The following is a 13,950-nucleotide window of genomic DNA, read 5'->3' on the forward strand; positions in this document are numbered from 1 at the left end:
GCGCTAACAGAAAGATAAACAAAACCCAGACTAACGCGGTCAGTCTGGGCTGGACAAGGTGAATCAGAAAAGCCCGCAGCGATTACTCTGGGCGCAACACCACTTTGTGCAGCAGCAGCGGTTCAACGGGCACATTGGGGGCGCCTAAATCGGCGCTGAATTCGGTGGTCACCTGCGACAATTGCAACAGGATCGCTTCCCCTTCGCTTACTTCCCCAAAAACGGCGTAGCCCCAGCGGCGCGATGACGGATCCAGATCGTAGTTGTCGGCCACATTGAAATAGAACTGGCTGGTGGCGCTGTGGGGATCGTTGCTGCGTGCCATGGCGATGGTGCCTAGGGCGTTGCTCAGGCCGCTGCCCGATTCATTCACGATCGGCGCGTGTTCTTCAATCTCGTTGAGCTTGGGATCGTAGCCGCCCCCCTGGACCACAAAGTCGGCAATCACCCGATGGAACACGGTGTTGTTGTAGCTGCCGGCCACCACGTAACGCAGAAAGTTATCGACGGTAAGCGGGGCGCGGCTGCGATCCAGCTCGACCACAATTTTGCCTTTGCTGGTGTCGAACTCAACCACCGGAAATAAGTTGTCAGACTGAATGTCATCGGCCCACGTCCATGCCGACAGGCACAGGGTAAGCAGTAGGGTACAGAGGGCTCGCATTATTGGCTTCCTTGCTGAATAAATTGATGAATTTCTGGATCAGTGAGCACCGCGGTGATCAGCTGTTGTACGCGGTTATTGAGCTCCAGTTCCATCTGCCCAGCATTCGCGGCCATCACCCCAGTGAACTTGCCCTTGGCGGCAAAGCGTTTCACCAGTTCACGCTGGGCTTGGCTTAGGGTGACGGTAACCGCAGCCACGCTGTTGCCTTGGTGATCCAAGGTGTTTTGTTCAACGTCGACTTGCAGCTTATCCAGCTGCAGTGCCATTTGGGTGTTGGCCTGCGCGCTAACCTGATAGCCGAGTTGGGTTAAGCCGTTGCTGAGCGCTTGCTCCATCAACTGCCGCGGGTTGTTGCCGGGGCTCAGAAGCAATGCTGGCTCGCCCTGTTGGCGCACTCGGCCAAGGTAGGTTTCGGTTCGCAGATCTTGGCTGCTGATGCTAACCGAGACAGGGGCGATCTGAACGGGGCTGCTGGCGGCGCTGGTGTCGATCTGTTTCAGCACCAAGTTGGTTGGCTGAGTCGCACACCCGGCAAGCAGCGCAGCGGCGAGATAAAGCAGTGGTTTCATGAAAATACTCAATAACATTCGGCAGTGGAAGGATAACAGAGCTTAACGCTACGACAAGGGCTCAATAGTCCAACTCTTGGCGCCGTTTTTGCGCCTCTAAGACCACAAATTTCGCGTTCGAGGCGATGGTATCGTAACCGCCAAACAGGCGAGTTAATTTGATGTGGTAAGCCAGATGACGGTTGCCAACAATGCGTAAGCGCCCGCCGGTTTTCAGGACGCGTTTGGCGTCGCGGAACATCTGCCACGCAATGTGATCGGTAACCGCTTGTTGCTGGTGGAACGGAGGGTTACACAGCACCAGATCAACGCTGCCGCCTTCAACGCTAGAGAGGCAATCGTTCCACTGGTAATCGATGCGATCGGCGTGATCTTCGGTATTCAGTTTACAGGCGGCTAAGCCGTGCCATGATTCGTCGGTGGCGATGATGTCGCACTGGGGGTTGTACTTGGCCATGGCAGCGGTAAGTACGCCGTTGCCACACCCGAGATCGATCACGCTGCCTTTGCAGTTGGGCAGGTTCGCCAGCAGTAAGCGGGCGCCAATGTCTAACCGTTGGCTGCCGTAGGTGTTTGGCAGGTTATGCACGGTTTGGTTGATCTCATCGCAGAACCAGCTGTTGAGCAGCGGCAGCCCGCTTTGCTGCTCGCCGCTGTGGCCGTAGATCAGCCGGGCTTTTTTTACCGCTCGGGATGGCTGCACGTGTTCGAGCAGCTGCCGGGTCAGATCCGGCAGGGTGCTTGGCATGTCTTTTTGGCGTGCCCCAATCACAATGGGGGTGCCTGCGGGCAGGTGCTGGTTAAGCCAATCCAACTGATTGGTGAGTAAGCGCAGGTTGCGCGGCAGTTTAATGATCACCCCAGCAGGGCGCCCATGTTCGGCCAGCTGTTCAACCTGCTGGTGGCAGCTGAGCAGCGGTGCCATCTCGTTCAGCTCGAGGTTTTGTTCTAGGGCTTGCAGCGCCACATAAGAATCGTTGACCCAGCGCAGTGGCCGTTGTTCGTCCTCGGCGCGCAGTCCCACCGCGATGGCACCAAAGTGATCGTTTAAGATCCAGATCTCGCCAGCGTCCAGTTGGTGTTGAGCCACCAGCAGTTCATCGGCGGCATCCCACGCTTGCAGCTGTTGCTCAACAACCGGAGGAAAGCGTTCGAGACTGAGTTCGGTGTCGTTGACGGTAAAAGGGGTCATGATAGGGCCAAGGCTAAGGAAAAGGGCAAGAGGGTAATTTTCGCAAACATGACGAAGCAAGAACAGCGCCTATTTGATGATAGTGGACGATTACTGGGGTGTTATTGGCCTAATTGGCTGTCGCTTGAACAGCAATCAGAGCTTTGGCCGACGTTATTGGCGCTGCCGTGGCAGCAACCGCAAGTAACGGTGTTTGGTCAGCGCCACCGGATCCCACGGCAGCAATGCTATTTGGGCCAAGCCGATTGCCACTATCGCTATAGTGGATTACTGCTGCAACCGGAGCCCTTGCCCGCCACGGTGGTGACGCTGTTACGTCAGCTGAACCAATTTGGCTCTTGGCAGTTTAATTCACTGCTGGCGAACCATTATCGCAGCGGTGCCGACAAGATGGGTTGGCATCGGGATAACGAGCCAGAGCTAGGGCCGCAGCCGGATCTGGCGATCGTGTCGTTGGGGCAAAGCCGCACCATGCGCCTGCGCTGGACCGCGGGGCCTTCGGTGGGCATCACCTTGGCGGCGGGCAGTTTATTGTGGTTGCCTGCGGGGGTGTACCACAGCATCGGCGCCAGTGTGGCCACCGCGGCGCGGATAAGCTTAACCTTTCGGGCGGTGATCCCCGGCTTTCATCAACCGCAGCCATAGGGTATAACCGCGACAATCGCTGCGGCGCTTACGCCCGCACTTATCATTACTTCGGCGTATTTTTGCCGCGGGCAACATAAGGAGATCCCCATGTCGATGAAGCAGATCATCACCGATAAAGTGCAGCAGGCACTGAACCCAAGTCATCTTGAAGTGATCAACGAAAGTCACATGCACCGAGGCCCGGCTGGCGACAGCCATTACAAGCTGATTGTGGTTAGCGATCGGTTTGAAGGTGAGCGTTTGATCGCCCGCCATCGCCGCATTAATGGCTTACTTATGGAACAGTTACAGGGCGAGCTGCACGCTTTGGCGCTGCACACCTACACCAATCAAGAGTGGTTAGACCAGTCCGGTGCGCCACGCACCCCAGGCTGCGTGAGTTAACGCCAAAGTGGGCTGGGCTCGGCGCTGCCGCCGAGTCAGCCCCCCTTGCGGTCGCGGCAGTCATCACGAGTAATCAAACAAAGTTATTGCAGTAACAAGCAGTTGCAGCGCGAATCAGTTCCTTTTCGGATTTCATGCTGTTAATAATTTGTTATCGCCCGTTTGTTGATTCGATTAGATGACGTCTACCGCAACCCCCTTCGCCAAGCTGGATCGGCTCAGTACCATACTGGGTCATTTGTGCGGCTACTGCCTGCTGTTAATGGTGCTGCTTGCTGGGCTGGTGGTGCTGTTGCGCTACGGCTTTGGCATCGGCTCTATCGCTTTGCAAGAATCGGTGCTGTACCTGCACGGGGCGGTTTTCACCCTTGGCACCGGCTTCACTTTGCTGCATCAAGGCCACGTGCGCGTGGACATCTTCTATCGCCAATGGTCGCCACGCCGCAAAGCCGCCGTGGATCTGGCCGGCTATCTTTTGTTGCTGCTGCCGGTACTGCTGTTTTTTGCCATCGCCAGCTGGGATTACGTGATGGTCAGTTGGCAACGGCTGGAAGGCTCCCCTGAATCGGGCGGGTTGCCGCTGGTCTACCTACAAAAAACATTGCTGCTGGGGTTAGTTGGCGCACTGTTGTTGCAAGCCGTGGCGGAAATTGGCCGCTGCGTGCTGATCCTGCGAGGGCCACAATCATGATGGCTTTTGCGTTATTCCTGTGCGTTTGTTTGGTGTTGCTTACCGGCTTTCCGGTGGCGTTTGCGCTGGCGGGCACCGCCTTATGGTTTGCCTTAATTGGCGCCTTAACCGGCCACTTTGATGCGGCTTTTTTAGGGGCCTTACCCAACCGCCTGTTTGGCATTTTAAACAACCAAACCCTATTGGCAGTACCGCTGTTTGTGATGATGGGGTTGGTGCTTGAACGCTCGAAACTGGCAGAGCAACTGCTGGAAGCGATGGGGCAGCTGTTTGGGCGGATGCGGGCGGGCTTAGCTATTTCGGTGCTGTTGGTGGGGATGTTGCTGGCGGCCAGTACCGGCATTGTTGGAGCGACCGTGGTGACCATGGGGTTGCTGTCGCTGCCCGCCATGTTGAAGCGCGGTTACGATCCCGCCTTTGCCTCGGGGGCGATCTGTGCCACCGGCACCTTGGGGCAGATCATCCCGCCGTCGATTGCCTTGGTGCTGCTTGGCGATGTGCTCTCAAGTGCGTATCAGCAAGCGCAATTGAACATGGGCATGTTCTCGCCGAAAACCGTCTCGGTGGGGGATCTGTTTGCCGGAGCCATCATCCCGGGGCTGTGTTTGGTGGGGCTGTATATCCTGTACACCCTGTGGCTGGCGTTTCGTCACCCCGAAAAGTTTGAACCGATTAATGCGGTGCCGCTGGATCGGCAGTTGCTGCAAACCGTAATGTCGGCGCTGGTGCCCCCCATCGGTTTGATCCTGTTAGTGTTGGGGTCGATTTTGATGGGCGTTGCTACCCCAACGGAAGCGGCGGCGGTGGGTGCCTTAGGGGCGATCCTTTTGGCGCTGTTGCGCCGTCAGCTTAGCTGGCCACGGATGCAAGAGGTGCTGCAGGAAACCGTTAAAGTCACCTGCATGGTGTTTATGATCCTGATTGGCGCGGCGCTGTTTTCGCTGGTGTTCCGTGGCCTTGGCGGTGAAGAACTGATCCACCAAGCGCTGTCTGATCTGCCCGGTGGCGTGATCGGGGCCACCATCATCGTGATGCTGGTGATCTTCCTGCTGGGCTTCATTCTCGACTTTATCGAGATCACCTTTGTGGTGGTGCCCATGGTGGCGCCAACGCTGTTGATGCTGGGTCTTGATCCCGTTTGGTTGGGGATCATGATCGGCCTGAATCTACAAACTTCGTTTTTAACCCCACCTTTTGGGTTTGCGCTGTTTTACTTGCGCGGTGTGGCACCGCCGCAATTAACCAGTGGCATGCTGTACCGCGGTGTTGCTCCCTTTATTGCTATCCAGCTGCTGATGATGTTGCTGTTGGCTTTCTGGCCGTCGCTGGCCACTTGGTTGCCACAACAGATCTACGGTTAATTACCCTCAAGGAGAATGTGTATGCGTATATGGAAACGAATGACCGCAGCAGTGGCACTGCTGTCCCTGCTTGGCTGTGCGCCAGAGCAACAGCAGCAACCAACCGCCACGGCAGAGCCAGCCAAAACCTACCAATGGAAGATGGTGACCACGTGGCCGAAGAATTTTCCTGGCCTAGGGGTGGCACCAGAACGCTTTGCCGAGAAAGTGGCGACCATGTCGGCGGGGCGTTTAACGGTAAAGGTTTACGGCGCGGGGGATCTGGTTCCGGCGTTTGAAGTGTTTGATACCGTTAGCCAAGGCACGGCACAAATGGGGCACAGCGCCGCTTACTACTGGAAAGGCAAAGTGCCAGCGGCGCAAGTGTTCACCACCATTCCGTTTGGGATGAATGCCCAGCAGATGAACGGCTGGCTCAACCAAGGCGGCGGCTTAGAGCTGTGGCAAGAGTTGTATGCTCCCTTTGGCCTGATCCCGATGCCCGGGGGCAACACCGGGGTGCAGATGGGCGGTTGGTTTAATAAAGAGATCAATACCCTAGAAGATTTGGACGGTTTAAAGATGCGGATGCCGGGCTTAGGCGGTGAAGTGTTGTCTCGCTTAGGTGGGGTGCCGGTTACGCTGCCCGGTGGCGAACTGTTTACCGCGCTGCAAACCGGCGCCATTGATGCAACCGAGTGGGTTGGGCCGTACAACGATTTAGCGTTTGGTCTGCACAAAGCGGCCAAGTTCTATTACTACCCAGGGTGGCATGAGCCTGGCACCGCGCTTGAGTTCATCATCAACGAACAAGCGTTCAAGGGGCTGCCTGCGGATCTGCAAGCGATCGTAACCACCGCCGCCCAAGCGGTGAACCAAGAGATGTTGGATGAGTACACCAGCCGCAACATCGAAGCACTGCGCAGCTTAGTGGAAGATCACGGCGTGCAGATCAAGCCGTGGCCACCGGAAGTGCTGGCGTCGTTGCAACAGGCGGCCGATGAAGTGTTGGCCGAGCAAGCTGAGAAGGATCCGGCGATGAAAAAAGCGCTGGACGCGTATCAGCAGTTTGCCCAAGGGGTACGTGGTTACCACGCCATTTCCGAAAACAGCTACGACCAGCTGTACCGCTAATCGCCTTCGCACGGTTGCGGTGAACTCGATTGACCCTGCCTGCTGGCGGGGTTAATTTTTAACCAGCGAACCGCGCCGATGGAATGGCAGCTAAGGAGCTAACCGATGCCTTTATTAGACAGCTTTACTGTGGATCACACCAAGATGGCAGCACCGGCCGTAAGGGTGGCTAAGTCGATGCAAACCCCCAGTGGCGATGTGATCACCGTGTTTGATCTGCGTTTTTGCCTCCCCAATGCCGAGATCTTGTCCGAGCGTGGGATCCACACACTGGAACACCTGTTTGCCGGTTTTATGCGGGATCACTTAAATGGGGGGGGGACCGAGATCATCGATCTATCGCCGATGGGCTGTCGTACCGGTTTCTACATGAGCGTTATTGGTAGCCCAACTGAGGCGGCCGTAGCCAGTGCCTGGCGTGCCAGCATGACCGATGTGATTGCGGTGGAGCGGCAAGAGCAGATCCCAGAGCTGAACGAATATCAGTGCGGCACCTTCACCATGCACTCGTTGGTTGAAGCGCAATTGATAGCCACGGATATTTTACAGCGTGGGATCGGGGTAAACCGTAACGACAAGTTGGCACTTTCACCACAACAGTTGCAGCAGTTGTAACCCGTCCCCCAGCCAATCCATCCCCTAACGCCCCCAATTGACGCCGATTCGGGGGCGTTTTTTGTTTTTTGTTAACGAGTTGCGTAGAAGATAGAACTAGGAAACGCAACCTTGCTGTGTATGTAAACGATATGGGTTCGCATTTGCAATTGTGTAATTGGTGTTGCCATAATGTGGCCACTTTATCGGGCCCATCGTATTGTACATAGGAATCCAGTATGACCCTCAAGCGTTCAGCGTCAGCCATTTTTGTCTTATCTTGCCTTACTTTAACCGCCTGTGGTGGCAGCAGCGGTGGTGGTGATAGCACCCCGCCAGTAACCAATAATGCGCCGACCGACATCAGCTTGAGCAGCGCCGTGGTGGATGAAAATGCAATGGGCGCCACCATCGGTACCTTAAGCGCCACCGACGCAGACAGCGGCGACAGCTTTACCTTTACCACCAGCAACAGCAGCTTTGCCATCAGCGGCACCAGCCTGACACTGGCGGAAGGGGTGGCGATGAACTTTGAAGCCAACAGCAGCGTCGATGTGGCAGTGACCGTAACCGATGCGGCCGGCAGCAGCTTCAGCAAAACCTTAACCGTCAGCGTGAACGATCTGCTCGACACCTATCAGTTCAACAACAAGAACGGCGAAGGCTCGAGCGTTTCCTACTCGGGGCAAACCGCTCGTCACGTATTGATTGCTGAGCTGAACAATTACATTGGCAACCAGCTGCAAACCGATTTGGGCGATGGCACCTTGGCAACGCGTGCCGAGGTATTGGCTAAGCTCGACAGCTATTTCCGGATGGACGCCGACACTTACGAATTAACCGCAGAAAGCATGCTGATTGGCTTTACCGCGGATCCTGAGCAGATCTCTTTGAAAGACATCTCCTCGAGCCATAAGAATTTGGTGGCGAAGGTTGCGGGCAACGACGCTGGCGGTCAGCACGCCATGTGGAACGACGGTGATTTTGCCGGGTGGGGCGCCAAAGGCAGCACCACTCCAGAGGGCTTGGTGGACATCTTCTTTGGTTTGTTGGCCGACAACGCCGATGAAATCTTAGGGGGCGCCAGCCGCGTTGATGCTGATGGCAACCCGCTGCCAGTTTACGTCACCAGCACAGGCCTTGATCTGAAGCAGCTGATCCAAAAGTTCCTGTTGATGTCAGTGGCTTATTCTCAAGGTGCGGATGATTACCTGGATAACAACACCGCTGGCAAAGGCTTACTGGCCGACAACAGCGCCAACGTTACCGGCAAGCCTTACACCGCCCTAGAGCACATCTACGACGAGGGCTTCGGTTACTTCGGTGCCGCCCGTGATTACCTTGATTACAGCGACGACGAAGTGGCCAGCAAAGGCGGCCGCGATGGCTGGCAAGGCAAGCACGATACCGATAACAACGGCACCTTTGATCTGCTGAGCGAGTACAACTTTGGCAACTCGGTTAACGCGGCTAAGCGCGATCGCGGCGCCACCACCGAGCTCGATTACAGCAAAACCGCCATGGATAACTTCCTGCTGGGGCGCCAGTTGATTGCCGACACGAATGCGGCATTAACCGAGGCCCAGATGACCGAGCTTGAAGGCTACGTCAGCAAGGCATTGGATGCGTGGGAGCGGTCGATTGTGGCGACCGTGGTGCACTACATCAACGACACCAGCGCCGATCTGGCCAACTTCGACAGCGACAATTTCAACTTCACCGATACCGCCAAGCATTGGGCCGAGATGAAAGGTTTCGCACTGGGGATCCAGTTCAACCGAGCCAGCCCGATGACGTCGGCGCAGTTTGAGCAGTTGCACAACCTGCTGGCGGATGCACCGGTGTTAACCGATGCCGCCGCTGTGACGCAATACCGTGCTGATCTGATGACCGCCCGTGATTTGATTGAAACCGTCTACGGTTTTGACGCTGCCGATGTGGCTAACTGGTAATCACTTGGTTTAATAAGAAAAAGCCTGACCTGAAAGGGTCGGGCTTTTGTCGTATATGGATAATATGATGAAAACACAGACGTCTCTTGCGGTTGCTGTACTTGGCGCCACGCTATTAAGCGGTTGTGGTGAGAGCAGCTCCAGCAGTGCTGGCCCCGATTTTGGTGGCGGCAACAACGGCGGCACCCCACCGCCCACCACCGAATTTAACCAAGCCCAGCTGGTGGCGAACTTAGCGGATAACGTGATCAGCCCAGTGTTTGCCAGTGCAGCCACCGCCGCCACCGAGCTGAATGGCGCCCTTGGCGGCTATTGCGCTGCGCTGCAAAGCGGCACCGATGTGGCCGCGGCGGCGCAACTGGCGCAAACCCAGTGGTTAGCCACCATGGCGTGGTGGCAACAAGCGGAGTTGATGCAACTGGGGCCACTGCACCGCGACACCGGCCTGCGTAACAAGATCTACTCCTGGCCCGTGGTGAATCGCTGCGCGGTGGATCAAGAAGTGGTGCTGTTTGAATCGGGCCAGATCAACGGCCAACCTTACGACATCAGCAGTCGTACCGATCCGCGCAAAGGCTTAGACGCCCTTGAGTATCTGCTGTTTGCGCCGTCGCTGGATCACCGGTGTCCAGCCAGCGTTGCGCCTGCCAACTGGAACAGCCGCAGCGACGACGACCGCCGTCTGGCCCGTTGCCAGTTTGCTGCCGCCGCCGCGGCGGATCTAGTGACCAACCTCAACAGCCTTAACAGCCAATGGCAAAGTTTCAGTGTCGATCTGAAAAACGCCGGTCAGCCCGGCAGCAGCTATGGCGACATTCACGATGCGGTTAACGATCTGAGCGATGGCCTGTTTTATCTCGACAGCATCAGCAAAGACGCCAAACTGAACTTCCCACTGCAAACCTACGCCAACAACTGCGACGCCGACTGCGCCAATGCGTTGGAATCGGGGCTCAGTGGCAGTTCGCTGGCCAACGTGGGCAACAACCTCACCGCGTTTCGAGCGTTGTTTGCCGGGCACGACGGCATCGGTTTTGATGATTACTTGATTGAAGTCGGCAGCAATGAACTGGCTCAGCAGATGTTGGCAAACCTTGATACCGCCATCGCCAGCCAAACCGAATTGGGCGCGTCACTGGTGCAACAGTTGCAACAAACCCCCGCTCAGGTGCAGCAGCTGCACGATCAAACCAAAGCGGTAACGGATCAACTGAAAGTGGATTTCATTAATAGTTTGGCGCTGGATCTGCCGCCGACCTCTGCCGGAGATAACGACTGATGGCGCGTACTTTATTCCCTTTAAGCCGCGTGGGGCTGCTGGTGAGCGCCGCACTGATCGCGCCGTTGGCCGCGGCCGCGCCAGACAACGGTTACGTTGAAACCATTCAAATCTTAGGGCAGAAGGACAGCCTGCGTACCGAGGCGGGGTCGACCACCATCATCGACGAGCAACAGCTGCAGAAGTTTGCCTTTGACGACATCGAGCGGATCTTAGCAACGGTGCCCGGGGTGAATATTCGCAGCGAAGATGGCTACGGCTTGCGCCCAAACATCGGCTTTCGGGGGGTGACCCCAGAGCGCAGTAAGAAGATCACCTTGATGGAAGATGGGGTGTTGATCGCCCCTGCGCCGTATTCAGCCTCGGCGGCCTACTATTTCCCGTTGATGAGCAAGATGACCGCGGTGGAGGTATTTAAAGGCCCAGCGGCGATCAAGTATGGCCCCTACACCGTAGCCGGTGCGTTAAACCTGGTTACCCGCGCCGTACCAGACAGTACCGCCGCGATGATGGACGTGGCGCTTGGCAGCGATGGCTACCTGAAAGCCCACGGCTATTACGGCGATCGCCTTGGTGATGTGGGCGTGTTGCTGGAAGGGGTTCACGTTGAAAGCGATGGCTATAAAACCATTGATGGTGGCGGCGACAGTGGCTTTGATAAAAATGAGCTGATGGCCAAGCTGCGCTACGACATTGGTGGCGACAAGGTGAATCAAACCATCGAATTCAAAGCGGTGTACGCCGATGAGAGCTCGGACGAAACCTATTTGGGGTTAACCGACAGCGACTTCGATGCCAACCCCAATCGCCGTTATGCCGCCAGTAGCTTGGATCAAATGAACTGGGATCACACTCAGTTTCAGTTGACTCACTTCATTGCGGGCAACGGCTTCGACATGAGCACCAAACTGTATCGCAACGATCTGTCGCGGGCGTGGCGTAAAATCAACGGCTTTGCCGGTGGCCCAGATCTGTCTGCGCTGTTGCAAAACCCAAACAGTGGCATTAACGAACAGTTCTATCAGGTGCTTATCGGTGCGGCGGATTCCAGCTCGCCGCTGGGGATCGACACCCTTGCCATCGGCACCAATGATCGCGACTACTACGCACAGGGGATCGCCTCAGACTTACGCTGGGCGCTGCCGCTGTGGGGGATGGAGCACAACGTTCACGCTGGGATCCGTTTCCACCAAGATCAGATAGAGCGTAACCAGTACGAAGATCCCTACCTGATGCAAAGCGGCCAACTGGTCTCAGACAATAACCCGCGTCAGCTTAATACCCTAAACCGTGAAAAGACCGACGCTTGGTCGCTGTATCTGCAAGACACCGTCGCCTTTGGCCAACTGGAAGTCACCGCCGGTGTGCGTGGTGAATTTCTTGAGATGGAATACCAAAACCGCTTAGCGGGGCAGGGTGGCGACTACTTGGATAAATCCACCGACGTGTGGCTGCCGGGGATTAGCGCCTTTTATCGCGTCAACGATGATTTTGGGGTGTTTGCCGGCATTCACGAAGGCTTTGTGCCCACCAGCCCCCAGCAGGATCCGCGCATCAGCAGTGAAAGCAGCGTGAACTACGAGTTGGGTGGCCGTTACCACAGCCAAGACAGCAAGCTGGAAATGGTGCTGTTTTTTAACGATTTCGACAACCTTAAAGAGAGCTGTACCTTCTCGGCTGCGGCCTCGTGCAGCAACAACGTCGACGCGGAGTTTAATGGCGGCGCGGTGGAGGTGTTCGGTTTAGAGTTTAGCGGTGAACAGTTGCTGCGAGCCGGAGGATTAGAGTTTCCCTTGTCGCTGGTCTACAGCTACACCGATTCCGAGTTTCAAACCAGTTTTGAATCGGACTTCACTATGTGGGGCAACGTGGAAGCGGGGGACGAACTGCCGTATCTGCCAGCCCATCAGCTGACCGTTGGCGCTGGGGTAACCGGCAATAAATGGAGTTTGGATCTGCAGGGGCGTTACGTCAGTGAAATGAAAGAAGCCTCGGGCAGTGGCGTGACGTTAAGCGGGGTCGAAACCGAATCGTTGTTCACCCTTGATGTTGCCGCCAGTTGGGATTTCGACAGCTACGGTAAGATCTACGGTAAGGTTGATAACCTGCTGGATGAACAGCAGATCGTGAGCCGTCGTCCGTTTGGGGCACGGCCAAATCGGCCTCAGCAGTTGGTGTTGGGTTATCGCGTAGTCTACTGAGGTCGGTATGGAGTGGGTTAACTTTCTTGGCACCAATCTGGCGCAGCTGGCGGGTTACCTAACCGACGCCAACAAGCGCCTGTTCTGGGCGTATTTGCTGGGGGCGTTGTTGTTAACGCTGCCGCTGTATTTACGCCAACGCCAAGGGGGCAAATCCTGGTGGCAGCTGCTGTTTCCTGCTGCGGTGTACCGACACCGTTCGGTGCGGCACGATGTGGCGCTGCTGCTGTTGAATAAACTGCTTAAAGCGGCGCTGTTTGCGCCGCTCTTGCTGACCATGGTGCCGGTTGCGTTGGCCACCACTGAGCTGCTGGAAGGGCTGTTTGGTGCGCCGCTGCATCTGGGCTGGTCGCCATGGTGGGTGATGACCGCATTTACCCTGCTGCTGTTTGTGCTGGATGATTTCAGTCGATTTTTGTTGCACCTATTACTGCATAAAATACCGCTGCTGTGGGATTACCATAAAGTGCACCACAGCGCGCCGGTGCTAACGCCACTCACCATCTACCGCAGCCACCCGCTTGAAAGCTACCTGTACGCTTGCCGCATGGCGTTGTCACAGGGGATCGCCGTTGGTTTGGGTTATTTCCTGTTTGGCACCAGCTTGCAAGTGCACGAGATTTTAGGGGCAAACGTGCTGGTATTTGTGTTTAATCTGCTGGGTTCTAACCTGCGCCACAGTCATTTGTGGCTCAGTTGGGGGCAATGGTTGGAAGGCTGGTTTATCAGCCCGGCGCAACATCAACTGCACCACAGCAGCGATCCGGCTCATCGAGATTGCAATCTGGGTTCGGCCTTGGCCATTTGGGATCGCGCTTATGGCAGCTTAATTAAGGCCCATCAGGCGCAACCGGACACCCTGCAATTTGGGTGCGGAGCCGCCGCTGGTCACGACAGCGTGCGTGGCCTTTATCTGCAACCACTTAAAGACAACGCCCTGCGCTTACGGCGTAAGTGGCCAGCCGCCACGCGTTGAACCCGATCCTACTTCGAAGCGGCTGTGCCGCGATTTGTACGCCAATTGTTAACGGCAATTTGAGGGTGAGATGCCACTGTGCTTGCATTTGCTGGCGATTGTGGCAGGGGCGACTTAGGTCGAACGGATCTTGCTCAAAATGCACGGTAAACTGCCGCCCGCTAGGCAACGGATTTAATGCTTAGGCGAGTAATATTCAGCGAAAAACCCTCGTTAATGCTGAAAAAACGGACGTCTTGTAACGTTTGTTAAGCGAAAGGTCACTTTCGGTGTCTATCACGCGCATTTTTCATGGCTCAAGATAGCTGCTTGGGGTATGATGC

13 protein-coding genes are annotated in these 13,950 nt (G+C 56.2%); 10 read left to right on the forward strand and 3 right to left on the reverse strand.

What is annotated here, in order from left to right:
* Positions 1-82: 82 nt before the first annotated feature.
* The 3 genes from Q0796_RS15135 to Q0796_RS15145 form a co-directional block, all read right to left on the reverse strand.
* Positions 83-664, reverse strand: coding sequence for a peptidylprolyl isomerase (locus Q0796_RS15135; RefSeq protein ID WP_298444667.1), 582 nt, complete (start codon positions 662-664; stop codon positions 83-85).
* Positions 664-1,236: a YajG family lipoprotein gene (locus Q0796_RS15140; RefSeq protein ID WP_298444669.1), complete on the reverse strand. Its 573-nt coding sequence runs from the start codon at positions 1,234-1,236 to the stop codon at positions 664-666. The genes Q0796_RS15135 and Q0796_RS15140 overlap by 1 nt, the downstream gene beginning before the upstream one ends.
* Before the next feature lie 61 nt (positions 1,237-1,297).
* Positions 1,298-2,428 (reverse strand): methyltransferase, encoded by a 1,131-nt coding sequence (locus Q0796_RS15145; RefSeq protein ID WP_298444671.1) that lies wholly within the window; start codon positions 2,426-2,428, stop codon positions 1,298-1,300.
* A gap of 48 nt (positions 2,429-2,476) precedes the next feature.
* Between Q0796_RS15145 and Q0796_RS15150 the strand changes: the two genes are divergently transcribed.
* The 10 genes from Q0796_RS15150 (at position 2,477) to Q0796_RS15195 (ending at position 13,627) form a co-directional block, all read left to right on the forward strand.
* On the forward strand, positions 2,477-3,073 hold the full coding sequence (locus tag Q0796_RS15150; protein WP_298444674.1) for an alpha-ketoglutarate-dependent dioxygenase AlkB: 597 nt from the start codon (positions 2,477-2,479) through the stop codon (positions 3,071-3,073).
* 90 nt (positions 3,074-3,163) lie between these two features.
* Positions 3,164-3,460 (forward strand): BolA/IbaG family iron-sulfur metabolism protein, encoded by a 297-nt coding sequence (locus tag Q0796_RS15155; protein ID WP_298444675.1) that lies wholly within the window; start codon positions 3,164-3,166, stop codon positions 3,458-3,460.
* Between the two features lie 178 nt (positions 3,461-3,638).
* On the forward strand, positions 3,639-4,151 hold the full coding sequence (locus Q0796_RS15160; protein WP_298444676.1) for a TRAP transporter small permease subunit: 513 nt from the start codon (positions 3,639-3,641) through the stop codon (positions 4,149-4,151).
* Complete coding sequence (locus tag Q0796_RS15165) at positions 4,151-5,512, forward strand: TRAP transporter large permease subunit (protein ID WP_298444678.1); 1,362 nt, start codon at positions 4,151-4,153, stop codon at positions 5,510-5,512. The genes Q0796_RS15160 and Q0796_RS15165 overlap by 1 nt, the downstream gene beginning before the upstream one ends.
* Before the next feature lie 21 nt (positions 5,513-5,533).
* The gene (locus Q0796_RS15170; RefSeq protein WP_298444679.1) at positions 5,534-6,625 is read left to right on the forward strand and encodes a TRAP transporter substrate-binding protein; all 1,092 of its coding nucleotides are present in this window, start codon (positions 5,534-5,536) and stop codon (positions 6,623-6,625) included.
* A gap of 105 nt (positions 6,626-6,730) precedes the next feature.
* Complete coding sequence (gene luxS / locus Q0796_RS15175; RefSeq protein ID WP_298444681.1) at positions 6,731-7,240, forward strand: S-ribosylhomocysteine lyase; 510 nt, start codon at positions 6,731-6,733, stop codon at positions 7,238-7,240.
* 218 nt (positions 7,241-7,458) lie between these two features.
* Positions 7,459-9,171: a DUF4856 domain-containing protein gene (locus Q0796_RS15180; RefSeq protein ID WP_298444683.1), complete on the forward strand. Its 1,713-nt coding sequence runs from the start codon at positions 7,459-7,461 to the stop codon at positions 9,169-9,171.
* Positions 9,172-9,238: 67 nt separating this feature from the next.
* Positions 9,239-10,450 (forward strand): imelysin family protein, encoded by a 1,212-nt coding sequence (locus Q0796_RS15185; protein WP_298444685.1) that lies wholly within the window; start codon positions 9,239-9,241, stop codon positions 10,448-10,450.
* Positions 10,450-12,651 carry a TonB-dependent receptor gene (locus tag Q0796_RS15190; protein ID WP_298444686.1) on the forward strand — a complete coding sequence of 734 codons (2,202 nt, stop codon included), beginning with the start codon at positions 10,450-10,452 and terminating at the stop codon, positions 12,649-12,651. The genes Q0796_RS15185 and Q0796_RS15190 overlap by 1 nt, the downstream gene beginning before the upstream one ends.
* Before the next feature lie 7 nt (positions 12,652-12,658).
* Positions 12,659-13,627: a sterol desaturase family protein gene (locus Q0796_RS15195; RefSeq protein ID WP_298444688.1), complete on the forward strand. Its 969-nt coding sequence runs from the start codon at positions 12,659-12,661 to the stop codon at positions 13,625-13,627.
* Positions 13,628-13,950: the final 323 nt, after the last annotated feature.

Origin of the sequence: uncultured Ferrimonas sp., from assembly GCF_947489035.1 — a bacterium.
Lineage (GTDB): Bacteria > Pseudomonadota > Gammaproteobacteria > Enterobacterales > Shewanellaceae > Ferrimonas.

What these genes read in the sequence shown, in the direction of transcription:
- Q0796_RS15160 (WP_298444676.1), top strand. Translation starts at nt 3,639, where the DNA reads ATGACGTCTACCGCAACCCCCTTCGCCAAGCTGGATCGGCTCAGTACC.
- Q0796_RS15170 (WP_298444679.1), top strand. Translation starts at nt 5,534, where the DNA reads ATGCGTATATGGAAACGAATGACCGCAGCAGTGGCACTGCTGTCCCTG.
- Q0796_RS15190 (WP_298444686.1), top strand. Translation starts at nt 10,450, where the DNA reads ATGGCGCGTACTTTATTCCCTTTAAGCCGCGTGGGGCTGCTGGTGAGC.
- Q0796_RS15135 (WP_298444667.1), bottom strand. Translation starts at nt 664, where the DNA reads ATGCGAGCCCTCTGTACCCTACTGCTTACCCTGTGCCTGTCGGCATGG.
- Q0796_RS15150 (WP_298444674.1), top strand. Translation starts at nt 2,477, where the DNA reads ATGACGAAGCAAGAACAGCGCCTATTTGATGATAGTGGACGATTACTG.
- Q0796_RS15165 (WP_298444678.1), top strand. Translation starts at nt 4,151, where the DNA reads ATGGCTTTTGCGTTATTCCTGTGCGTTTGTTTGGTGTTGCTTACCGGC.
- luxS (WP_298444681.1), top strand. Translation starts at nt 6,731, where the DNA reads ATGCCTTTATTAGACAGCTTTACTGTGGATCACACCAAGATGGCAGCA.
- Q0796_RS15140 (WP_298444669.1), bottom strand. Translation starts at nt 1,236, where the DNA reads ATGAAACCACTGCTTTATCTCGCCGCTGCGCTGCTTGCCGGGTGTGCG.
- Q0796_RS15145 (WP_298444671.1), bottom strand. Translation starts at nt 2,428, where the DNA reads ATGACCCCTTTTACCGTCAACGACACCGAACTCAGTCTCGAACGCTTT.
- Q0796_RS15185 (WP_298444685.1), top strand. Translation starts at nt 9,239, where the DNA reads ATGAAAACACAGACGTCTCTTGCGGTTGCTGTACTTGGCGCCACGCTA.
- Q0796_RS15195 (WP_298444688.1), top strand. Translation starts at nt 12,659, where the DNA reads ATGGAGTGGGTTAACTTTCTTGGCACCAATCTGGCGCAGCTGGCGGGT.
- Q0796_RS15155 (WP_298444675.1), top strand. Translation starts at nt 3,164, where the DNA reads ATGTCGATGAAGCAGATCATCACCGATAAAGTGCAGCAGGCACTGAAC.
- Q0796_RS15180 (WP_298444683.1), top strand. Translation starts at nt 7,459, where the DNA reads ATGACCCTCAAGCGTTCAGCGTCAGCCATTTTTGTCTTATCTTGCCTT.